At 45.2% G+C, this 23,705-nt stretch carries 20 protein-coding genes; 12 read left to right on the top strand and 8 right to left on the bottom strand.

The features are described from left to right. The first annotated feature begins 65 nt into the window (after positions 1–65). The 9 genes from ppc (at position 66) to K2Q13_RS11635 (ending at position 10,539) form a co-directional block, all read left to right on the top strand. Positions 66–2,864 (top strand): phosphoenolpyruvate carboxylase, encoded by a 2,799-nt coding sequence (gene ppc, locus K2Q13_RS11595; protein WP_292921288.1) that lies wholly within the window; start codon positions 66–68, stop codon positions 2,862–2,864. A gap of 58 nt (positions 2,865–2,922) precedes the next feature. Further along, positions 2,923–4,221 (top strand): pitrilysin family protein, encoded by a 1,299-nt coding sequence (locus tag K2Q13_RS11600; protein ID WP_292921289.1) that lies wholly within the window; start codon positions 2,923–2,925, stop codon positions 4,219–4,221. Between the two features lie 14 nt (positions 4,222–4,235). After that, a complete protein-coding gene (rsmD, locus tag K2Q13_RS11605) occupies positions 4,236–4,790 on the top strand; it encodes a 16S rRNA (guanine(966)-N(2))-methyltransferase RsmD (protein ID WP_292921290.1) in 555 nt (184 codons plus the stop codon). Beyond that, on the top strand, positions 4,783–5,262 hold the full coding sequence (coaD, locus tag K2Q13_RS11610; RefSeq protein ID WP_292921291.1) for a pantetheine-phosphate adenylyltransferase: 480 nt from the start codon (positions 4,783–4,785) through the stop codon (positions 5,260–5,262). The genes rsmD and coaD overlap by 8 nt, the downstream gene beginning before the upstream one ends. A gap of 14 nt (positions 5,263–5,276) precedes the next feature. After that, the gene (locus K2Q13_RS11615) at positions 5,277–5,537 is read left to right on the top strand and encodes a YfhL family 4Fe-4S dicluster ferredoxin (protein ID WP_292921292.1); all 261 of its coding nucleotides are present in this window, start codon (positions 5,277–5,279) and stop codon (positions 5,535–5,537) included. Between the two features lie 242 nt (positions 5,538–5,779). Further along, on the top strand, positions 5,780–6,622 hold the full coding sequence (locus K2Q13_RS11620) for an HDOD domain-containing protein (RefSeq protein ID WP_292921293.1): 843 nt from the start codon (positions 5,780–5,782) through the stop codon (positions 6,620–6,622). Positions 6,623–6,793: 171 nt separating this feature from the next. Further along, positions 6,794–8,035, top strand: a complete 1,242-nt coding sequence (locus tag K2Q13_RS11625) for an HDOD domain-containing protein (RefSeq protein ID WP_292921294.1) — start codon at positions 6,794–6,796, stop codon at positions 8,033–8,035. Positions 8,036–8,319: 284 nt separating this feature from the next. Continuing rightward, on the top strand, positions 8,320–9,363 hold the full coding sequence (locus K2Q13_RS11630) for a type IV pilus twitching motility protein PilT (protein ID WP_292921295.1): 1,044 nt from the start codon (positions 8,320–8,322) through the stop codon (positions 9,361–9,363). Between the two features lie 39 nt (positions 9,364–9,402). Continuing rightward, complete coding sequence (locus tag K2Q13_RS11635; RefSeq protein ID WP_292921296.1) at positions 9,403–10,539, top strand: PilT/PilU family type 4a pilus ATPase; 1,137 nt, start codon at positions 9,403–9,405, stop codon at positions 10,537–10,539. 9 nt (positions 10,540–10,548) lie between these two features. Here the strand turns inward: K2Q13_RS11635 and K2Q13_RS11640 are convergent, their stop codons facing one another. From K2Q13_RS11640 to recA, 8 genes are all read right to left on the bottom strand, one after another. Further along, the gene (locus K2Q13_RS11640; RefSeq protein ID WP_292921297.1) at positions 10,549–10,881 is read right to left on the bottom strand and encodes a YceK/YidQ family lipoprotein; all 333 of its coding nucleotides are present in this window, start codon (positions 10,879–10,881) and stop codon (positions 10,549–10,551) included. Position 10,882: 1 nt separating this feature from the next. Further along, positions 10,883–11,410 carry an SRPBCC family protein gene (locus K2Q13_RS11645; RefSeq protein WP_292921298.1) on the bottom strand — a complete coding sequence of 176 codons (528 nt, stop codon included), beginning with the start codon at positions 11,408–11,410 and terminating at the stop codon, positions 10,883–10,885. Positions 11,411–11,603: 193 nt separating this feature from the next. Further along, positions 11,604–14,426 (bottom strand): S8 family peptidase, encoded by a 2,823-nt coding sequence (locus K2Q13_RS11650; RefSeq protein WP_292921299.1) that lies wholly within the window; start codon positions 14,424–14,426, stop codon positions 11,604–11,606. A gap of 16 nt (positions 14,427–14,442) precedes the next feature. After that, the gene (locus tag K2Q13_RS11655) at positions 14,443–15,438 is read right to left on the bottom strand and encodes an ATP-binding protein (RefSeq protein ID WP_292921300.1); all 996 of its coding nucleotides are present in this window, start codon (positions 15,436–15,438) and stop codon (positions 14,443–14,445) included. Positions 15,439–15,662: 224 nt separating this feature from the next. Then, a complete protein-coding gene (gene alaS / locus K2Q13_RS11660; protein ID WP_292921301.1) occupies positions 15,663–18,257 on the bottom strand; it encodes an alanine--tRNA ligase in 2,595 nt (864 codons plus the stop codon). Further along, the gene (locus K2Q13_RS11665; protein WP_292921302.1) at positions 18,254–18,619 is read right to left on the bottom strand and encodes a hypothetical protein; all 366 of its coding nucleotides are present in this window, start codon (positions 18,617–18,619) and stop codon (positions 18,254–18,256) included. Before K2Q13_RS11665 ends, alaS begins: the two co-directional genes overlap by 4 nt. Beyond that, positions 18,616–19,074 (bottom strand): recombination regulator RecX, encoded by a 459-nt coding sequence (recX, locus tag K2Q13_RS11670; protein ID WP_292921303.1) that lies wholly within the window; start codon positions 19,072–19,074, stop codon positions 18,616–18,618. The genes K2Q13_RS11665 and recX overlap by 4 nt, the downstream gene beginning before the upstream one ends. Before the next feature lie 5 nt (positions 19,075–19,079). Further along, entirely contained in the window at positions 19,080–20,114 is a 1,035-nt protein-coding gene (recA, locus tag K2Q13_RS11675; protein WP_292921305.1) for a recombinase RecA, read from the bottom strand. A gap of 217 nt (positions 20,115–20,331) precedes the next feature. Between recA and adk the strand changes: the two genes are divergently transcribed. The 3 genes from adk to K2Q13_RS11690 form a co-directional block, all read left to right on the top strand. Continuing rightward, positions 20,332–20,985, top strand: coding sequence for an adenylate kinase (gene adk, locus K2Q13_RS11680; RefSeq protein ID WP_292921309.1), 654 nt, complete (start codon positions 20,332–20,334; stop codon positions 20,983–20,985). Between the two features lie 136 nt (positions 20,986–21,121). After that, the gene (locus K2Q13_RS11685) at positions 21,122–22,381 is read left to right on the top strand and encodes a 6-phosphofructokinase (RefSeq protein WP_292921306.1); all 1,260 of its coding nucleotides are present in this window, start codon (positions 21,122–21,124) and stop codon (positions 22,379–22,381) included. Between the two features lie 225 nt (positions 22,382–22,606). Next, a partial coding sequence (locus K2Q13_RS11690) for a sodium/proton-translocating pyrophosphatase (RefSeq protein ID WP_292921307.1) occupies positions 22,607–23,705 on the top strand: 1,099 nt, incomplete at its 3' end.

A 23,705-nucleotide genomic window follows, 5' to 3' on the forward strand; every position in this document is an offset into this window, starting at 1 on the left:
CAGCCCTGACTTGGCGTATCGCGAGTGGTCGCTGGTTTCATATTTTATAGCGGATGCAGAACGTAATGAATGATGTTGATTCAGAGAATGATGATGTTAATAATCAGTTAGCAAATGATAAAGATTTACCATTGCGCGAGGACATTCGTTTTCTTGGACGCATTCTGGGCGACACGGTACGTGAGCAAGAAGGAGATAACGCCTTCGAATTGGTGGAAAATATACGCCAAATAGCGATTCGTTTTCATCGTGAGCAGGATCCCACTGCAAGGCATGAATTGGAAGCGATACTCAAGCAATTAAGCGATAGAGACTCATTGCCAGTTGTTCGTGCCTTTAGTTATTTCTCACTGCTCTCCAATATAGCAGAGGATGTGCATCATAACCGGCGGCGGCGGGCTCACCTACGAGCCGGTTCAACGCCACAAGCAGGGAGTGTAACATTAGCGCTAGAGCGTGTATTGGAAAGCAGTAGTAATACACGAACAGTCCTTGCTGATTTTTTCAAGAAAGCGATTGTTTCTCCAGTTCTGACCGCGCACCCAACTGAAGTACAGCGCAGAAGCATATTGGATTGCCAATTAGCCATTGAGCGCTTACTAAAAGAACGAGCATGGACTGAGCTGACTCCAAATGAGTTACGTCATAATGAAGAGAATCAGCGCGCTACAATTCAAATTTTGTGGCAAACACGCATGTTACGTCCGACTCGTTTGTCCGTCTATGATGAGATTGAAAATGGTTTAGCGTATTACAGCTATACGTTTTTAAGTGAAATCCCATATATCTACGCAAAAATGGAAGATTTGCTGGAGCGTCGGCTGGTCAACGATATTCCATTGGTGACTTCGTTTCTGCGAATTGGAAGCTGGATTGGCGGCGATCGCGATGGCAATCCTTTTGTAACACACGAAGTCATGTTGCGCGCTGTAGAACGTCAATCAGCGGTGGCACTGGAATATTATATTGATGCCGTGCAAAAAATCGGTCGTTCCATGAGCTTGACCGAACGCTTGGTAGAAATCAGTGACGAAGTTAAAAATTTACTTGCTACCGCCCCGGATATTCCAAATCGGTCTGATGAGCCTTATCGGCGCATTTTTCTGAGTATAGGTGCTCGCTTGGTCGCCACCGCAAAAAAATTTGGGCATCAAGTTTTGCAACTAAGCACGGAAGAAACCAAAGAACCTTACGTCGATAGCGCTGAATTTATGCACGATCTCGAGACAATCATTCAATCCCTGAAACAGCATAAATCTTCTTGGGTAGCGCGTGGCGAATTACGTAATTTGCGGCGAGCTGCAGATGTATTCGGTTTTCATCTTGCGCCTCTGGATATGCGGCAGCACAGCAAAATCCATGAAGGAGTAGTAAGCGAATTATTTGAATACTACACCGGTCACAAGGATTATTTGCAACTGAGTGAGAAAGAACGCATCGATTTGTTGTTGTTGGAAATCAATCGATTACATCCATTATTGACTATTCCATCGGAGTTTTCTGAAACGACGCAATCCGAATTACACATTTTGCAGTGCGCGGCTGAAATTCATCGTCGTTTCGGACACGCAGCAATGCCGAATTATATTATTTCCATGACCACTGGGGTGGTCAATATACTGGAAGTAGCATACTTGTTACGTCAAGTAGATTTGCTGCAAACCGGAGAAAATCCCCAGTTGCATATCAATATTATCCCATTGTTTGAAACAATTTCTGATTTGCAAAGTTGCGGTGAAATTATGGATCAATTATTTTCACTACCCTATTACCGCAAGCTGTTAAGTTCAGTAGGCAGTGTACAAGAAGTCATGTTAGGGTATTCCGATAGCAATAAAGATGGTGGATTTATCGCTTCGAATTGGGAGATTTACAAGGCAGAAATTGCACTGACTAAAATTTTTGCTAAACATCAGATTGGATTACGTCTATTTCATGGTCGTGGTGGCACTGTAGGGCGTGGCGGTGGGCCGAGTTATCAGAGCATCTTGGCACAACCTCCCGGTAGCGTGAATGGTCAGATACGTGTAACCGAACAGGGTGAAGTCATCAGCAGCAAATATGCAGAACCTGAGATTGGGCGTCGCAACCTTGAAACTTTAGTGGCCGCGACAATGGAAGCAACTTTACTAGGCCATGACTCGATCGGCAAAAATGCAGATCGATATTATCCCGCGATGAGTAAACTCGCAGAAGTTTCTTTTGCAGCTTATCAAGATTTAGTGTTCGGAACTCCGGGATTCAAGCAATTTTTTCTGGAATCAACACCCATCCGGGAAATGGCAGGTTTGCACATAGGCAGTCGACCACCCTCGCGCAGAAATTCCGATGACATTGAAGATTTACGTGCGATTCCATGGGTATTCAGCTGGAGTCAGAGTCGGATGATGCTGCCAGGCTGGTATGGTTTCGGCCACGCAGTGGAAACATTTGTAAATCAACAAGATCAAAATGACCAAGGGCTCGCCTTATTGCAAGAAATGTACCAAAAATGGCCCTTTATGCAAACGCTGTTGTCGAATATGGATATGGTACTAGCTAAGACAGACATGGGTATTGCCTCACGCTATGCTGAATTGGTAGACGATGTTGTACTGCGTAAGCAGATTTTTGCACGCATCCGAGAAGAGCGTGTGAGAAGTGAAAAGTGGCTATTTGCGATCACTGGTAATGTCGAGTTACTACAAGATAATCCGACATTAGCACGCAGCATCCGCAATAGAATCCCTTATATCGATCCGCTTAATCACTTACAAGTGGAATTGCTTCGCCGCTATCGATCTGGCGAAGATAGTGAAGAAGTTAAACGTTCTATTCATCTCACCATCAACGGTGTAACAGCAGGGTTACGCAATAGTGGTTAATTGCAAATTTTATAACATGCTTGCTCTGATAAGCGTACTGCAGGAGGCTCTGGTACCCATGAAACAATTCTTCTTTTTTATACTGCTTGGCCTTTATTCCCCGTGGGCATTAGCTTCGCTACCAATCCAATTTTGGCAGGCTTCTTCTGGGGCACAAGTATATTTCGTGGAGAATCATGACCTACCGATACTGGATGTGAGTGTCGAATTTGCGGCAGGTAGCAGTATGGATATTCCGAGTCAATCAGGTCGCGCCAACCTGGTGCAACATCTGCTCAGCCTGGGTGCAGGCGGCTTGTCTGAAGATAAAATCGCCACTGCATTAGCCGATGTGGGAGCGCAAACCAGAAGTCATTTTGATCGGGATCGTGCTGGCATTGTTTTACGTACCTTGAGTAGTGAACTAGAACGCAAACAAGCACTGGATGTATTTTCCCGTATTATTCAATTTCCGGAATTCCCACAAGCTATCTTGTCGAGGGAAAAAGCAAGAATTATTTCAAGTATAAGAGAATCAAGCACTAAACCGGATTATATCGCCGAGCGCGAATTAATGAAGATGCTATACGGCAATCATCCCTATGGATTCAATGAGCGGGGTGAAATTGAGACGCTCGATAAATTACAACGCGAGGATCTACTCACTTTTTATCGCTCCCATTATGTAGCGGAAGGTGCTGTGATAGCAATTATCGGTGATGTAACTCGACTTGAAGCAGCAGCAATTGCAGAAAAATTGACTGCAAGCTTACCTTCGACTGGGCAATCAAAGGACGTTCCGCAAGTCATACTTCCGAAGGCAGAAATAAAAAGACTACCTCACCCCGCCGCACAAAGTCACATTCAACTGGCTTACCCCGGATTGCGCCGGAATGATCCCGACTATTTTTCCCTGCTGGTTGGAAATCATATCCTAGGAGGTGGAGGGTTTGTTTCACGCCTGATGGAAGAAGTACGACAAAAACGCGGTTTGGCTTATAGCGTTTACAGTTTTTTTGCACCATATAAAGAGCAAGGGCCGTTTCAAATTGGCTTGCAAACTAAAAAAGAGCAATCCGAGGAAGCATTTGCTTTAACCCAAAAAGTACTTAAAGATTTTGTATTGAATGGCCCAACGGAAAAAGAATTAGTAGCAGCTAAACAAAATATTATCGGTGGTTTTCCATTGCGGCTCGACAGTAATAGCAAAATATTAGGTTTTCTATCCGTAATCGGTTTTTATCAATTGCCACTTACTTATCTGACAGATTACCTGGAAGCCGTTGAAGCAGTAACTACCGAGCAAATTCAGCAAGCATTTCAGCGGCGAATCCAGCCCGATGGCATGGTAGCCGTCATCGCTGGAGCGATTGAGTAAAAAATATTTGCTGTATGACGCTAATTCAAGGAAAAATCCGCATCATCGGTGGTCAATGGCGCAGCCGTTTGCTGACTTTTCCGGAACATCCTGATTTAAGGCCCACTTCCGATAGAATACGTGAAACAGTTTTTAATTGGCTAGAGCAGGACTTAAGTGGTCTGCGTTGCCTCGATCTGTTTTCTGGTAGTGGCGCGTTAGGTTTCGAGGCTGCGTCACGTGGCGCAGCACAAGTAGTTATGGTTGATAATGATGCACGAGTATATAAAGCACTAAAGGAAAATAAAGAGAAATTCCAAGCAATGCAGGTTGAATTGCTCCTAATGAATGCGCTAAATTTTATGAAATCTGATGCACGTAAATTTGATGTTATTTTTCTTGACCCACCCTATCGTCTTGATTTACTACCTGGATTGATGCCGTTGCTGCCAGTCCATCTTGAACAAGATGGACTGGTTTATTCTGAATCCAGAGGCATATGGAATTTGGATAAACAATGGAAAATACATCGCAGCGCTAAAGCGGGAACTGTTCGCTATCAACTGCTGAAGTTGGCACACAATGGATAAGGCGATTTATCCCGGTACGTTTGATCCAATAACCCGGGGGCATGAAGATTTAGTTAGACGCGCTTCGCGTTTATTTGACCAGGTTGTTATTGCAGTCGCCGTAAGTAGCGGCAAGAAACCTTTTTTTACTTTAGAAGAAAGAGTGGAGATGGCACAGGAGGTTCTGTCGGATTGTTCTAATGTCAAAGTTATTGCATTTTCTGGCTTACTAATGAATTTTTTGCAGCAACAAAGGTCACGAATAATTGTGCGCGGCTTGCGTGCTGCTTCAGATTTCGAATATGAATTCCAAATGGCCGGAATGAATCGTGGGTTATATCCTGATGTGGAAACTTTATTCATGACGCCCTCAGACCAATATATGTTTGTTTCTGCAACCATCGTGCGTGAAATCGCATCGCTTGGCGGAAATGCTGATACGTTTGTACACCCACTGGTCGCAAAAAAACTGCGTGAGAAATTAACCCGATAATCTTGAGAATATAAATGGCACTAATTATTACCGATGAATGTATCAACTGTGATGTTTGCGAACCCGAGTGCCCCAATGGCGCGATTTCGCAAGGTGAAGAAATTTACCAAATTGATTCTAGCCTGTGTACAGAATGCGTCGGACACTACAATGAACCTCAATGTATAGAGGTCTGCCCGGTAGATTGCATTACAACCAACCCTGCTATCGTGGAAAGCAAAGAACAGCTTCAAGCAAAATATATGACACTTATTTCTGCAAAATCAGGATCATAGATTCATCCTCTCAAATAAAGTTACGCCTTTCCTGAGAAATCAGACAATTTTCTCCGCTTAATCCTCAGAGCAATAAGAGTAATTTTCGTTTAATCTTTGCTTCGCAAGCTTGGATCATCACCTTGATGACTCAAGTTGGCAACAAGAATGGTTGTTGCAGCACAAATATCAGAAGCAGCTACCATAAAGAATGTACTTAACAAAGTTAAAATCAGCGACAGCTCAAATTTTCTGAGACTCAAATGGATCCTTGCACAATAGTCACTAACGTTCGATCTATTTTTTCCTTACCTGATGCTGTGTTTCGCATTAATGATTTAATTGACTCAGGGGAAGCAACAAATACTGAGTTAGAACGTATCATCTTAAGTGATCCCGCACTAACAGCAAAACTATTGAAGTTCGCAAACAGTACTTATTTTGGTTTCTCTGGAAAAATTGAAACCGTTATGAAAGCCATCTCGATCGTCGGACATAAAGAATTACGTAATCTGGTGATTGCATCATCAGTGACCACAACTTTTAAAGGAATTTCACCTAATCTAGTCAACATGGACATGTTCTGGAATCACAGCATCACGAGTGGTGTAACCGCGCGCTTATTAACGTCAAGCGTTGATAGCCGGGAGCGTTTTTTCATCGCTGGATTGTTGCATGATGTTGGTAGATTAATTCTTTTTAGTCAGTTTCCCAAAGAATCTGCAAAAATATTGCATTGCTTGAATCAAGGGGAAGATGCCGCAATCCAAGAAGAACGGAAGATTTTTGGTTTCACCAATGCACAATTGGGTGCCGAACTTTTAAAGCAATGGAAATTACCACCTAACATATGGAAAATGGTCGAATATCAATCTGACCCCATGAAAAATGAAGAATATCAATCTGATGCCAGCACACTTTGTGCGGCTATAAGTATCGCCAATTATATCCAGCCTTGTACTAATCAACCGATAAACCTCGAAACAGCCATATCAGATCGCGCTCTTAAAACATGGAGTTATCTTGGCTTGACAGCAGAAATTGTAGAATCGGTTATTACCGTAGCTAAATTGCAAGTTATTGAAGTATTCAATGCCATCCATTAACTGACAGCTTGAAAGAATATGTCCTCAGTCAACCCGTGCTTTCTCGCGCCTTGCGCTATATATTTCTTTTATTACATAAGCTTGCAATATTACACAAAAACTCAATTCGTTTCAATTCTGGACGATAAACAGGTGCATGCAGGATAACGTGAAGTTATAGAGGAAAATAGGATGGAAGTTTATCTTGGCAGACTACCGATTCTGGATAGCAAACAAAATTTAGTGGCGTTTGAGCTTTTATTTCGCACCAATCAAAATAACATCGTTGAGGTCACCGATAATTCTGCTGCTTCAGCCAATGTCATCATTGATACCTATGGTCAATTAGGTATAGAAAATGTGATCGGCAAACGACGCGGATTTATTAAAGTTGATGCTAAGTTATTGATGAATGATGCAATCTGCATGCTCCCAAAGAAACATGTAGTCCTCGAAATTTTGAGAAGCGTAGAGATTAATGATGAAATCATACAACGCTGTTTATTCTTAAAACAAAAAGGTTATCAATTGGCGCTATCGAATGTCGTTCAGCTAGATCAGCGGTTTGAACGCATCATGCCGCTCATTAATATAGTGAAGATTAACATTACCGCACTAAACCAGAATAACCTACTAAATCTTATAAAGAATCTAAGGCGTTGGCCGGTGTTATTACTGGCGGAGAAAGTTGAAAGCAAGGAAATCGCCCGAAATTGTATCGCGCTGAACTTTCAAATGCTGCAAGGCTTTTATTTTGCAAAACCAGAAATTATTACTGGAAAACGTATTGACCCCTCGAAGCTATCTCTATTGAAATTATTGCTGTTAGTAGTTAAAGACGGTGAAGTAACTGAAATTGAGAACGAACTCAAGTTTCAGCCCGGCTTAAGCTATAACTTGTTACGCATGGTAAATTCCGCTGCGGGCGGTTTGCCTAGCACGATTAACTCCATCAAGCGAGCCATTATGATTATTGGCCGGAAACAGCTTCAACGCTGGATCCAGATATTGCTCTATGCTGCTAAGCAAAGAGATGGTGGCGCGTCGGATGCGTTAATGCAGACAGCCACAGTGCGTGGCAGATTGTTAGAAGCAATTGCCATTGCGGATCGTCCACACGATAAAAATCATCAGGATCGTGCCTTTATGGTAGGCGTTCTATCGTTACTGGATACTTTGCTCGGGATGGAAATGTCCGAGCTTGTTAGCACGCTAAGTATTCAAAAAGATATGGGCGAAGCTCTATTGACACGACGGGGCTATTTGGGGCATCAACTGGAATTAATTGAAGCCCATGAAAAAGGTGAATATGAAACAGTGTCATCAATTTTGTCAGAAATGGGATTTATCAACATGGATGAATTCATTAAGCTGGAATTGGAAGCCACAGCGTGGGCTAATCGAATCAAGGATGCGGTTAATCAATCCACGTAAAAATTATATTTGATCTTGCAATATTGTTGAAAACAGTCAGTGCCAACTTGTCTCAATTTTTTATTTGCTCTGTCCGTTAACAAACGAGCTGGCTAATGATTGATCGCATTAACAAGCAGTTGAGATACGTTTTCAAGGCAGTCTGCACAAAGCAAAAGCGAGCAAAATAGGTTTAGCTCTCAACGTTGCAACAGCAGTGCAGATGGCCTTTCACAACGATTTTTCAGGCTGATCAGTTGTAGAACACTCCCGTTACATTTTGCATCGTCACAAGAGGACACCTAATGAATATTGTCGAGCTACTCGCCTTTGTGGTTAAAAACAACGCTTCCGATTTGCATTTATCTGCGGGCATGTCTCCGATGATCCGGGTGCATGGTGACATCCGTCGCATCAATTTGCCGGAAATGCCTCATAAAGATGTACACGCGATGATATATGACATTATGAATGATGGTCAGCGCAAACTTTACGAAGAGCATCTGGAATGTGATTTTTCCTTTGCGATACCAAATCTCGCCCGTTTCCGGGTAAATGCATTCAATACACAACGCGGTGCAGCGGCAGTTATGCGAACGATTCCATCCAAGGTGCTCAGTTTGGAAGATTTACGCGCACCCAAAATTTTTGCTGAAATTGCCAAGCAACCGCGTGGAGTTGTATTAGTAACAGGTCCTACCGGTTCAGGAAAATCGACTACTCTCGCTGCAATGGTCAATGACATCAATGAGAATGAGTATGGCCATATCTTAACACTTGAAGACCCAATTGAATTCGTGCACGAAAGCAAGAAATGCTTGATAAATCAACGAGAGATAGGACGCGATACATTAAGTTTCTCAAATGCGCTGCGTTCTGCCCTGCGTGAAGATCCTGACATTATTCTGGTAGGCGAATTGCGCGACCTTGAAACCATACGGCTGGCGATGACCGCAGCTGAGACCGGTCACTTGGTATTTGGAACATTGCATACCAGCTCGGCGGCTAAAACTATTGATCGTGTAATCGACGTGTTTCCGGCGGAAGAAAAAGAAATGATTCGCGCGATGCTATCGGAATCATTGCGCGCAGTAATTTCTCAGGCACTGTTAAAAACCAAGGATGGCAAGGGGCGCGTAGCTGCGCATGAAATTATGATTGGTACTCCAGCGATTCGAAATTTAATCCGTGAAGGCAAAGTTGCACAAATGTATTCAGCGATACAAACGGGTCAGAATGCAGGTATGCAAACACTAGATCAAAACCTAACCGACCTGGTAAAACGCAATGCCGTCTCAGTCGCAGAAGCCAGAACGCAAGCAATGAATAAGGACAATTTCAGGGTTTAGTCGAGCAATCAAGTTTAATGTATGTTTCAGGAGCGACCAATGGACAAAGAACAAGCAGCAAAATTTATATCGAATTTACTGCGCTTAATGCTGGGCAAGAAAGCCTCGGATCTGTTCATTACAGCCGGATTTCCACCTGCATTCAAAATCGACGGAAAAATGACCCCGGTCTCTCAACAATCCTTAACTGCACAGCACACCGAAATGTTGGCTAAAGCGATCATGAATGAAAAGCAGACCGACGAATTTCAAGCCTCGCAAGAATGCAATTTTGCGATTAGCCCGGCCGGAATCGGGCGTTTCCGTGTCAACGCATTTGTTCAACAACAACGCGTTGGCATGGTATTACGTACTATCACCACCAAAATCCCTGAGTTTGATGATTTAGCTCTACCGCAAGTGCTTAAGGAAGTTGTGATGAGCAAACGGGGTCTGGTAATTTTTGTCGGCGGAACCGGTTCCGGAAAATCGACATCCATGGCAGCAATGATTGGACATCGCAACAAGAATAGCTATGGCCACATCATCACCATCGAAGACCCGGTGGAATATGTTCACGAGCACATTAACTGCGTCATCACCCAGCGCGAAGTAGGGGTCGATACCGAATCATGGGAAGCCGCACTGAAAAACACACTGCGGCAAGCCCCCGATGTCATATTGATTGGCGAAATCCGCGATCGTGAAACTATGGAACACGCGATTGCGTTTGCCGAAACCGGCCATCTTTGCATGGGAACATTACACGCCAACAGCGCCAATCAGGCACTCGATCGCATCATCAATTTTTTCCCGGAAGAACGCAGAGCGCAGTTATTGATGGATTTATCGCTGAATTTGCGCTCATTGGTGGCACAACGATTGATCCCGGCTAAAGACAGCAAAGGAAGGGTTGCGGCTATCGAAGTTCTGCTTAACTCACCGTTAATTTCAGATTTGATTTTTAAAGGCAATGTGCATGAAATCAAGACCATCATGAAAAGTTCGCGTGAAATGGGCATGCAAACCTTTGATATGGCGCTGTTTGATCTCTATGAAGCCGGTAAAATCAGTTATGAAGATGCACTGCGCAATGCCGACTCAATGAATGAATTGCGCCTGCAAATCAAGCTCGAGGGCGCTGAAGCTAAAACACAGGATATCCATTCGGGCATCACACATCTGGCAATTACCTAGTGCCGCTTTTCACTCGAGCTCAAGATTACCTTCAAGGGCTTGCTCATAAATCGTATACGGCAAAATAACTGTATCCAATGCGCTGGACAGTACTATATCAACGAGCATAAGTTCAGGTACTCCCCCGATCCATAGCGATGTGCGCGACGGCTTCCCGCGTAAAGTACAAATATTGTAGGCAACACCACTATATACTCGCGGGATCGTTGCACAGGGAGAGCTCACGCGGCTGAGATCACGACGAGCTACGGAATCATCGCGGACCACAGTGTTTATGGTTCCGCATCCTATGAATAAAAAAATCATCACAAAAATAAGCATAAACCACAATTTTTTCTTCATTCTAATGCTCCGCAATAGTCTTCAAACTGACAAGACCTTCCTCATACTTCTCGCCGACCATTTTATCCATATCAAAGATTAGATTCATTAACTTGGAAACAAAAGAATTCGAGCCGTACATAGCTTGCGTGACTGCCGTAGCATTATCACCAGCTTCCAATTGGAATTCGACGGTATTCCTTGCCTCAAAAGGTTGCAAGAAATGGAGTTCAATCACCAAATTTCTCGACGGTGTCGACTTCACAATTTCCATGCGTCCTTGGCCAATATCTTGGTTACCCTGCCATTCGTAGATAGCACCCTTGCCACTTTCAGCTCCGCTATAGCTTCGCTTAATCCCGGGATCAATCTTTTCCCACGGTGACCATGCTTCCCACCGATGGAAATCATTAATATGCGGAAATATCTTTTCGGGTGATGCGTTGATGCTGATAGAACGTTCGATACGGAAAGTATCCGGTTGCATCGCAGCATAGATCAGAATCGTGGCGATGAGAGTCATGGAGAGAATGACGGTTTTTTTGAGCATCTATACTTCTTTAATAAATTTATTTGTTGATAGTATCGTATCGTAAGCATCTCCATCACCGCCTTCTGGTGACTATGCCTCACTCGGAAATCAGCAAGTATTTTTTTCTTATTAGCACTCAGGATCAATATTACCGCCCTTTCCTTTCGGTTTCGAATTCCAGATTAATAAACAAATCCTTGTATAAAATTTATTACGAGCCTCCCGCATGCGCTCTTATCGCTACTTGTGGCTTGATTTTAGCGCGAATCTGCTGATAGATTGGAATTTCAACGCCCTCAGCCACTTCAAGAGTCACAGCCAAGCCATAAGGAATCAATTGATCGAGCTTCTCAGTTGCATCAGCCTTGCATGCCACATGTAATAAGATGTACCCATCTTCCTCATACTCAGAAATCTGACTTGTCCCCTCAAGAATTTCGTGTTGTACAGTACCTCGCAAGACCTGATTATGATCTGAACTTATTCTTTTTATTTTCAAAGGCAACTTGTCCCAACTCCCGCCTGGCTGGAGTTCAAGTTTTGCCTCACGGAGATTCCGGTGAGCAGAATTGATTGGAGAGAACCAAGCCAATGTGACCAACATACGGCGCCAGACTTGGCTTCCAGACAAGCTGGATGGAAGAGGAAAACGATATTCATGAACTTGATTTTCCTTTATTTCTCCACACCCCATTACCGTAGCCCGCTGTTCGGTACAGGCGAGCACACGATCAATGTCAACTGCACCATAACCGATATAACGAGCCATTACTTCCTTGAAGCGACGTGAGTTTATTGGAGATTTCAGCGATTCTGTTAATGCTTTCTCGGCTTGGGCATGGTGTTGTGCGCCATGTACCAGTAGTGACTTTATGAGCACAGCAATCAGATTATCAGGAATCTCCTCGCCGTGCTCTTCCTGCAGCTTCGCCAAGACTTCATAAATTCTTGCTCCCCCTCGCGTTGCCAGGGCGGTAGCATTGCTAGTGCCCCGTGCATAAACTGATTCGGACAAATTTCCTTGTTGCAAGCTATCCCACGCTACCCTTTGGCCAGGTCTTCTCCGTGAGGTATCAATTGAATAAGGATGATTATCAGTTAGTATCGGAACCGCAAAAAGCTGCCGTCCGCCAGGAAAGAGTATTTCAGGTTTAACTGAGCGACGAAAGCCGTGTCCGAAACGTGAAATTGGACTAAACAGTCCACTGATCGGCAACAGCTCAGTTCTCTGACCCAGCATATAGGTTCCAGATTCATCTGCATGCAATGCTCCAACAGTGAGCGAGTTCAACGACTCCGCTGGTGATAGTAAACGTCGTTCGGATAATTGTTCTTCCATACACTTTAAAATACGAACAACCTTCTGTGTATCAGACAAGGAAGAAAATTCGCTGTGCGAAATATCAATTTGAATGTCGCCTAAGAAATTCCCTGTACTTACACAAAACAACACGCGATACTTCCACGATAGCCAGTCAAGCAACCTCGCCCAGGGGCTGGGAGTATGAATAAACGGACGCTCTGGATCACCAATCGACAGATTAATGATTTTGATATCAGGAGCTTGAGCAGGTGTAGCGCCTTCACCTTCAAACATGCGGCGTACGGCGCGTTCAATCCGATCTTCGAAGAAAACTTCATCAGGAAAATGCTCAACATATTCGCCAAAGCTCCTGGCTAATAGGTTTGGTTGCATTATTGCCAAGTGATAAACTTTCCGTGTTAAAGGAGCAGATAAACCTTCCAATAACTCTCCATGCACTACCAAGGATGCCATCGCCGTGCCATGTCTTTTCTCTCCGGGCTGATATTCGGCGGCCAAATTATCTGGATCATCGAATAACAATCGGTCTTTTAATGCATCATGCAAAATATTAGGTGCACCATCAAGAATGGCAACTACTGGCGGCAATTCCGGACTACCTTCTGGAAATTTACCGGGCTCACCAACTTCATTTCCTGAATCTGTCAGACTTTGTCCAGTTGGGCGGAAATACATTACTCCAGGAAATTTGAATAACTGGATATCTATCTCATTTGCAGGTGATTCTAGTATCTTCAGTAAATGGCGAATTCTATCGGCAGGTAATTTGGCTTTGACTGCATGAAATGCAATGTTGGGCATATCAATAAATGAGCTAATAGTTTGACCGTCTATTTCAGCCAACAATTTGGTAATGGCTGATTCGCTTTGTTTTCGCTTCTCAGGATTCTGTCGATAGAATAATTCGATCTGACAATAAATTTCCTGGGCTGGGTTAATAGGGTCGAGCAAATCGTGCCAACGTTCGATCATGCCAGTTTCGCGCAAGGTTTCTTTGATTCCCCAACGCCTGATCACTAAGGTTTGTTCGAACACAGCACGCCATTTAGATTTCCTATATGGCAACACTTGTTCTTTTTGCCAGCATTGCCACAATACCAATAACTCTTTCAAGCCTTTTTCATTGCCTATCGACAAAAATAATCTACCTCTCAATGGGCTATCTTTTGCACTGTTGACAGTCGCAGTAATGTCTGCATGAAGATGCGCCAAATGATCAGGCAAAGATAATTCCGGCATCTTTTCGGCAATTATTTTTCCACCATCATCAATGAATCCGTATTTTTTCAATATTTCCTGGATTTCTTTCGACTGTACTCCATTAGTTATGCCAGCAATTTTGTTTTTAAAAAAATTAACCCCAATTTTTGGAGTTTCATAAAAATTATCGTCTGGCTCAATGTCCTCAACGTCCCATTCCCCAAGCCATTCTAGCCCGTCGGTGCTCTCGACGGTTCGTTTGAAGTCATCAACACTTCCTACAATTTCTATAACCAATACTGTCTCTGGCTCAAGTCCAGCCATAGTCCCGCTGACGCTAGCCTTATAACGTGAAAAGTCCTGCTGCAACTCATTTAGCTGCTGGGAAAGTCGTTCAACCTGCCGTGTATGATTTGGAAAATGTGGCTTGCTCGGCGAAAAGCCATTTCCCGATGAAGGAGCAACTGTCGTTGCGCGGGAAAAAACCAGAAGAGGAAGGTGATCGGTCATGGATTTGTGGGATTACTCAGCTCTCTAGTTTGCTCGTGATGGGTTTTAATCTGTCGCGCCACTGTGTTAGTTTTATACGGGTAATTGCTTGGGCGTTGTCAGTTTTTTGGTCGAGTGTCGCCCGGCGTATCACGCTCAAACAAAACTCCTCGACCTCTGCAAAATTCAATCCCCTCATATATTTTGCCAAGGTTTCTGGCGCATATCCAAAATTAGTTCTGCACCGCTGGCCAATGGATTCAATATATTGGGTCAGTTGCTGTCGCGTGGGTAATGGCAATTCAACTCGCACCTGAAATCGGCGCCATACCGCTCTGTCTAGCAATTCTGGATGATTACTTGCGGCAACAATCACCACATAGTCTGGCAAATCATCAATCTGCAAAAGTAATGAACTTACTACCCGTTTTATTTCTCCTGTTTCGTGTGTATCTCCACGTTCCTTGCCAAGAGTTTCGAACTCATCAAAAAACAGTACACACCGCCGTGTTTTCGCATAATCCATTAGATGCTTCAAGCGACTGGATGTTTCGCCTAGATAACTTCCAACCAGGGTCTCATACCTAATAACTAATAATGGATACATCAACTCAAAAGCTAGCGCCTCGGCTAAGGTCGTCTTGCCGTTTCCTGGCGGTCCAGCAAATAGGAGTTTGTTACGTGCACGTAGATTGTGGGCATGCAATAACTCGGCACGATGCTGCTCCTCAATGACCTCCTTGATTGAATCATAGATTTTGCTTGGTAATACAAGGCTATCAAGTGTGCGTTCCGGCGTAATTTCAAAGATCAAATCTTTATGCTGGTCACCGCTGCTACTCTGCTTGGACACGAAGCCGCGTGCCATTGCGAAAACGTTTGGTTGCAATGCCTTAGTCAATCGATCTGCCAAAACCCGATGACCTTTGCCCTTTTCCTCTTGAATCAAGGCTTCAGCTGTCTTGCGAAAAGCCAATTGATTACCATTGCTAGCATTCTTGAGCAACTCTACCAGTAAGTCTGCCTGCGCCATTAGAACCTCACTTCAATAAGTGTCATTATTATTACCAAATACTCATTACGTTCACTGCAATTTTGTGGCGTGTAGACTGCAGATTCATCAATCCGATGAGATCAAAAACCCGAAAGGGAATTAGCCAGAATTAGTAATAATTGCCGTCAAATCCAACTGTGATTGCATACAGAGAGTCACATGAAATTTTCCGCAATCTCCTGACCAGCATAATGTACCATGCGCTAATCTATTTTATTTCCTACCCAACCCGTCACACTTCCCAGCGCCTTCGGCAATTGCTCCGGCTGCGTACCACCCGCTTGCGCCATATCTGCGCGCCCGCCGCCTTTGCCACCGACTTGTTGCGCCACGAAATTGACCAGTTCACCGGCTTTGATTCGATCCGTAAGATCTGAGCTGACACCAGCGATCAGCGTGACTTTTCCATCTGCAACGGTACTGAGCACAATAGCGCAGGTTTTGAGTTTGTCTTTCAATTGATCCAATGTTTCGCGCAGGGTTTTGGCGTCGGCGTTTTCCAGATTGACGGCCAGCACTTTGACACCCTTGATTTCCTGCACTTGCGCGGCTAAATCGGAGCCTTGCGAGCTGGCAAGCTTGGTTTTTAAACGAGCCAGTTCCTTTTCGGTTTGCCGCACGTTTCCGATGATCTGCGCAATTTTCTGCATGACTTCTTGCGGATTGGTTTTTAGCATATGCGCAATTTCCAACAGTTGCGCCTCGCGTTGTTGCACATAATCAATGGCGGCTTTTCCGGTCACCGCCTCAACGCGGCGGATACCAGCCGCGACGCCGGATTCGGTGATAATTTTAAACAAGCCGATTTGCCCGACTTGCGGCACATGCGTGCCACCACATAGCTCGGTGGAGAATTCACCCATACCGATGACGCGCACTACGTCCGAATATTTTTCGCCGAACAACGCCATCGCACCACGCTTGATCGCATCGTCGTACTTCATCGTAGCCGCTTCAACGATACAGTTGTCGCGGATCTGTTCATTGACCAGGCGTTCAGTTTCCCGAATCTCATCTGCCGTGAGTGGCACATTATGAGAAAAATCAAAGCGCGTCCGATTAGCATCGACCAGCGAACCTTTTTGCGTCACATGCTTACCCAGCACTTCACGCAGCGCAGCATGCAGCAAATGTGTGGCGGAGTGATTATTGGCGATGCTGATGCGGGTTTGTGGATTGACTCGTGCTTGCACGGTATCCTTGATCACCAGGCGTCCGCTGCGCAATAAGCCTTTATGGCCAAACACACCGGCTTGGATTTTCTGCGTATCAGTCACCGCAAAAGTGCCATTGGCGGCAAGTAATTCACCGCAATCACCGACCTGACCACCCGATTCGGCGTAAAAAGGCGTTTGATCCAGAACCACGACCCCTTCCTCACCAGCTTCGATGAAATCCACCGCGCTGCCTTGCTTGTAGAGAGCCAATACTTGTCCTTCATGCTGCAGGGTTTCGTAACCATAGAACGTGGTTTGACCGCCCGAATACTCAATCCCTTCCTGCATGGTGAATTTGTTGGCGGCGCGCGCTTGCTCACGTTGACATGTCATGGCTTGTTCGAATCCTGCGTGGTCAACGGTAATACCACGCTCGCGAGCGATGTCGGCAGTCAGATCAATCGGGAAACCAAAGGTATCGTAGAGCCGGAAAGCGGTTTCGCCATCCAACACATGAATTTTCTGGCCGAGCGCGGTTTCCAGAATTTGCATGCCGTTTTCCAGGGTCTCAGCGAAACGCTCTTCTTCTTGCAGCAATACCGCGGCAACACGCGCTTTAGCAGCGGTTAGTTCAGGATAGGCTTGCCCCATCACTTGATCTAAATCTTCTACCAGGTGATGAAAGAAAGGTTGTTTCTGCCCTAACTTGTAACCATGGCGGATGGCGCGACGAATAATACGGCGCAATACATAGCCGCGACCTTCGCTGCCTGGAATGACACCGTCGGTAATCAAAAACGAACAGGCACGGATATGATCGGCAATAACCTTTAACGAATTATCGGTAAGATTCTTTGTGTTGGTGACGCGCGCAGCCGCTTTGATCAGGCTTTGAAACAAATCAATGTCGTAATTGCTGTGAACATGCTGCATCACGGCCGAAATACGCTCCAGACCCATGCCGGTATCGACCGACGGCTTCGGCAATGGATGCAATACGCCTGCGCTATCTCGGTTGTATTGCATGAAAACCAGATTCCAGATCTCGATGTAACGATCACCGTCGGCATCGGCAGAGCCGGGTGGCCCGCCTTTGACATCGGGGCCATGATCATAAAAAATTTCAGAACAAGGCCCGCACGGACCGGTATCTCCCATTTGCCAGAAGTTATCCGTGGTGGCAATCCGCACCACACGGGATGGTTCAACGCCGACTTCATTCAACCAGATATCCGCAGCTTCATCATCTTCCGCATAGACAGTAACCCATAATTTCTCGCGCGGAATCTCAAGAGTATCCGTAAGAAAATCCCAGGCAAATAAAATAGCATTGCGCTTGAAATAATCGCCAAAACTAAAGTTACCGAGCATCTCGAAGAAAGTATGATGCCTTGCCGTATAACCGACATTTTCCAGATCGTTATGCTTGCCACCGGCACGAACGCAGCGCTGTGAGCTAACGGCACGCACATAAGGGCGCTTATCCTGACCAAGGAAAACGTCTTTGAATTGCACCATGCCCGCATTGGTGAACAAAAGTGTCGGATCATTGTCCGGCACTAACGGGCTGGACGAGACGATGGTATGGCCGTGAGACTCAAAAAATTCGAGAAATTTCTGTCGTATCTGGTTACTTTTCATATTGCTTGCTGCTGCCCGTATCGTTCTAGTTCAGTCACTGTCAAACCCACTGCTTCGCCTTTGACGATGGCCAAGGTTTGGACTTTAACCCGGATAGTGATTTCTTCGTTCATTTTCGGCAAATCAAATTCGGTTAACACCGTAATTTCTCCGCCGCTATCTTCCAGCACATACATCTTTAGATTAACCAAGGGTAAGCGCGTGGGATCCTTGGGAATGCCTTTTAATGTAATTTCTTTCCCATCAAAATTAGCCGGCGCGGCATTAATTTCCTGAATCAGTGTGATCCCACCTGCATGCACTTGAAAACTAATAAACAGGATCATCCAAAAAAAGATTATTTTTTCCCAATATTTCTTCATGCGTTTTCCTCGTCTGCTTGTGCGAGAACTTGTTGTATTGTTTCCATGGAAAAGCCTCTATTCATCATAAACCGTACCTGCTTGCCACGCTCTTCCTTGGAAATGGGCGGATGGTCGAATTTCTTGCGCCAGATGTTTAACGCGGCCTCCAACTCAGTTTGCTTGAGCGCCGGCAGAATGCCGTCAATCAAATGGGGATCTATTCCTTTTGCCTTAAGTTCATGAACAATTTGATGACTTCCAAAGCGCGATCGACGAACACGCGCAACCTGCTCCACCATTCGTTGCTCGGACAGATACCCCTGTTGTTCCAGCTTATCCAATACACTTGCAAGCACTCCCGTTTCGCAAGATTCTGCATGCACAGAAAGTTTTTGCTCCAACTCCCGCCGCGAATGCTCACGCCGGGCAAGCATACGCAGTGCGCGAATTTCCAAAGGAGTACGGGGACTCACAAAACTTATTTCTCTTTTTCAGTTTTTTCTTTCACAGGGTTAGCTTGATCAGCAATGCCAACAATCGATCGAATTTTTTGTTCAATTTCTTGCGCGATATCCTTATGTTCTTTCAGGTAATCACGCACATTATCTTTGCCTTGCCCGATTTTCTCACCTTTATAGGCATACCAGGCCCCGGCTTTGTCGATCAGTTTATGCAATACGCCCAGTTCGATAATTTCACTCTCACGCGAAATACCTTCGCCATAAAGAATATCAAAATCCGCCTGTTTGAAAGGCGGTGCAATTTTATTTTTGACCACTTTCACACGGGTTTCATTGCCGATGGTTTCGTCACCTTTCTTGATCGCCCCGGTGCGACGGATATCCAAACGTACCGAAGCGTAAAATTTTAGCGCATTACCACCCGTGGTAGTTTCAGGATTGCCGAACATGACACCGATTTTCATACGAATCTGGTTGATGAAAATAACCATCGTATTGCTACGCTTAATGTTGGCAGTTAACTTGCGGAGTGCCTGCGACATTAGCCGTGCCTGCAGACCCATTTGCGGATCACCCATGTCGCCTTCGATTTCCGCCCGTGGCGTAAGGGCTGCGACGGAATCTATCACGATGATATCGACTGAACTGGAGCGCACCAGCATATCGGCAATCTCCAACGCCTGCTCACCATTATCCGGTTGAGAGATCAACAGCTCTTTTACATTGACGCCAATTTTTTGCGCGTACTGGGGATCCAATGCGTGCTCCGCATCAATAAAGGCAGCGGTACCACCCAGTTTCTGCATTTCAGCGATAACTTGGAGCGTCAATGTCGTTTTACCCGAAGATTCAGGCCCATAAATTTCGACAATCCGTCCGCGAGGTAACCCCCCTACTCCCAGTGCAATATCAAGCCCCAGCGAACCAGTTGATACGACTTGTATATCATAAGCGACATCGTTAGCGCCCAACCGCATGATAGAGCCCTTACCAAACTGTTTCTCGATTTGAGCCAGGGCAACGTCAAGCGCTTTACTTCTATTTTCGTCCATGATTTATCCTGTTAAGAGTCAATTGGATCATTATCGCATAACCTATTTAGTATCAACGTAACTTGTTATAGTCGATTGTTTAACTTTTAAAAATTAACATAGTAAAATACTCGAGCATCCTGCTTGCCTGCGATATAATTACTGCCCAATGTCGTTGGAGCGGCAGAAAAAGTCGCTGCACTCAATAATATTAATCGGTAACAAAGGGAGAATAGCTATCCGAGTCATTTTGTTAGGCGGTCCTGGTGCCGGAAAAGGCACTCAAGCCAATTATATTAAGGAACATTTTGGTGTTCCACAAATTTCTACAGGTGATATGTTGCGCAGTGCTGTGAAAGCAGGCACTGAATTAGGTGTCATGGCAAAAAAAATCATGGATACCGGTGGATTGGTTTCTGATGACATTATCATCAATTTGGTCAAAGAACGTATCACGCAGCCAGATTGTGCAAATGGCTTCCTGTTTGACGGTTTCCCGCGCACGATTCCACAAGCTGACGCCATGAAAGCCGCAGGTGTGCCGATTGATTTTGTGGTTGAGATTGATGTTGACGATGCTGAAATCGTTAAACGCATGTCGGGTCGGAGGGTACATCCCGCTTCTGGCCGCACTTATCATGTGGACTTTAATCCACCCAAATCGACTGGCCAAGATGATGTGACGGGCGAACCATTGATACAACGCGATGATGATAAAGAAGAAACGGTCAGGAAACGACTGGAAGTCTATCACGAGCAAACAGAACCATTGGTTGAGTATTATTCACAGTGGTCGGCACAGGGCGGAAAAGATGCACCGCGCTATATCAAAATAGCCGGGATAGGTACAGTTGAAGAAATACGCGATCAGATTATCGCAGCACTCAAATAAATTTAATCATACTCATCTATTCATTTGCATAACAGGTTTAAACCGCAAAACTCAGGATGCGAGAAATGGCACCTGAGTTTTTGTGTGTAAAGATTTAGTGATACTTGCTTACGATTTAATCAATTAGGAGAAAAATATGGCAATTAAAAATGCATTTTATGCCCAGTCCGGCGGTGTGACAGCGGTCATTAACGCCTCTGCCGCAGGTGTTCTGGAAACGGCACGCCAGCATACTGACAAAATCGGCACTGTTTATGCAGGCCGCAACGGCATTATCGGCGCATTAACCGAAGATCTCATTGATACCAGCGCTGATTCAGCCGCAGCCATTGCCGGATTGCGCTATACTCCGTCAGGCGCATTTGGTTCTTGCCGCTATAAATTGAAGAGCCTGGAACAAAATCGGCGCGAATACGAGCGCTTGATCGAGGTGTTCAAAGCCCATAATATCGGGTACTTTTTCTACAACGGCGGCGGTGATTCGGCAGATACCTGCTTGAAGGTCTCGCAGATATCAGACACGCTGGGTTATCCAATTCAAGCGATTCATGTGCCTAAAACCGTTGATAACGATTTGCCGATCACGGATTGCTGCCCGGGTTTTGGTTCAGTAGCCAAATATATTGCAGTTTCTACGCGCGAAGCCAGTTTTGATGTGGCCAGCATGTCTAAGACTTCAACTAAAGTTTTTGTACTTGAAGTAATGGGACGCCATGCCGGATGGATCGCGGCGGCGGGCGGTTTGGCATCTAGCCCTGGGTGTGAAATCCCGATCGTGATTCTGTTTCCGGAAGTATCTTTCAATAAGGAAAAATTTCTTGCCACAGTGGATCGCTATGTCAAGGAGTACGGCTATTGTTCAGTGGTGGTCTCAGAAGGCGTTAAAGGAGACGATGGTAACTTCTTGTCTGATCAAGGCCTGCGCGATGCGTTCGGGCATGCGCAATTAGGCGGAGTTGCTCCGGTAGTGGCCAATATCATCAAAGATGGTCTGGGTCTGAAATATCACTGGGGGGTTGCAGATTATCTGCAGCGTGCAGCGCGTCACATTGCTTCCAAAACCGACGTTGAACAAGCCTACGCCATGGGCAAAGCAGCCGTGGACTATGCTCTGGCAGGACACAATTCAGTGATGCCAACCATCGTGCGTGAATCTAGCTCGCCGTATAAGTGGTCGGTCGGTATGGCACAGTTATCCAATGTTGCAAATGTAGAAAAAATGATGCCGGATAATTTTATCAGCGAAGATGGATTTGGTATTACCCAAGCCTGCCGGGAATACTTGGCGCCACTCATTGAAGGTGAGGATTATCCGCCCTACAAAGATGGTTTGCCAGACTATGTAAGACTCAAAAATGTTGCTGTTCCTAAGAAACTGGATGAATTCAAAATTTAGCTATATGTAAGATTTGGATTGCCTGAGGTGTTGTATGGAAGCCAAACAAAATGATTTCAGTCACCTAGCAATCTAAATTTGACAAATAATTGGTGCATTCAGTAAGCAAGAACAGATAAAATACACCCTGATCTTAGATTTAGAACAAGTGTTTAATAATGTGGAATTAATTAGGCCAATATTTCACATGTAATTTTTATGGTCTGACTTTAATTGGAGTTCTCTATGGCTAGTGGTTTAGTTATCGCAATTCTTAGTGCGATTATAGCCCTGATATTCAGTGGCATATGGATTAAGGGTATTTTTGCTCAATCTACAGGCAACCAGCGTATGCAAGAAATTGCAAAAGCTATTCAAGAGGGCGCCTCCGCATACCTAAAACGGCAGTACATGACGATCGGTATGGTGGGTGGTGTGCTGTTCTTTGCCCTCTGGATTGCGCTCGGGTGGGATACAGCTATTGGTTTCGCTCTAGGGGCCATTCTATCGGGTGCCGCAGGGTTTCTGGGGATGACGGTCTCAGTCCAGTCGAATGTTCGTACTGCCCAGGCAGCGACCATCGGATTGAATGAAGCGCTTGCAATTGCTTTCCGAGGCGGCGCTGTCACTGGAATGCTGGTTGTTGGTTTAGGCCTGCTAGGTGTTGCTGGATACTCTGCCATGTTGTTTGATGGCGCTGATCCCAATCAGTCTGTCAGCGATATCATCAAGCCTCTGATTGGTTTTGCATTCGGCGGATCGCTGATCTCTATTTTCGCTCGTTTGGGTGGCGGTATATTCACCAAAGGTGCGGATGTTGGTGCGGATCTGGTAGGTAAAGTCGAAGCCGGAATCCCTGAAGATGATCCGCGCAATCCAGCCGTCATTGCCGATAATGTGGGCGATAACGTGGGTGATTGTGCCGGTATGGCTGCGGATTTGTTCGAAACCTACGCGGTTACCATTATTGCAACCATGATTTTGGGCGCATTATTGTTTACTGCGAATGCACTTAGTGCGGTTATATTTCCGCTAATGCTCGGTGCAGTATCGATTATCGCTTCGATTGTCGGTTGTTATTACGTCAAAATGCGTGATGGCGGCACCATCATGAATGCGCTTTATCGCGGCCTGGCTGTTGCGGGTGGTATTGCTCTATTAGCGTATTTGCCAGTAACTGTTTGGTTCATGAGCGACATGTCACTGATCGTGGATGGCACAGAGATTGCAGGCGGCATGCTGGTTCTGCGTGTATTCCTGGCTGCTGCAATTGGCCTAGTGTTGACCGGACTGATGGTTGTAATTACCGAATACTATACTTCGACCGATTATCCACCGGTTCAAC

The organism is Nitrosomonas sp., assembly GCF_019752095.1.
Taxonomy (GTDB): domain Bacteria; phylum Pseudomonadota; class Gammaproteobacteria; order Burkholderiales; family Nitrosomonadaceae; genus Nitrosomonas.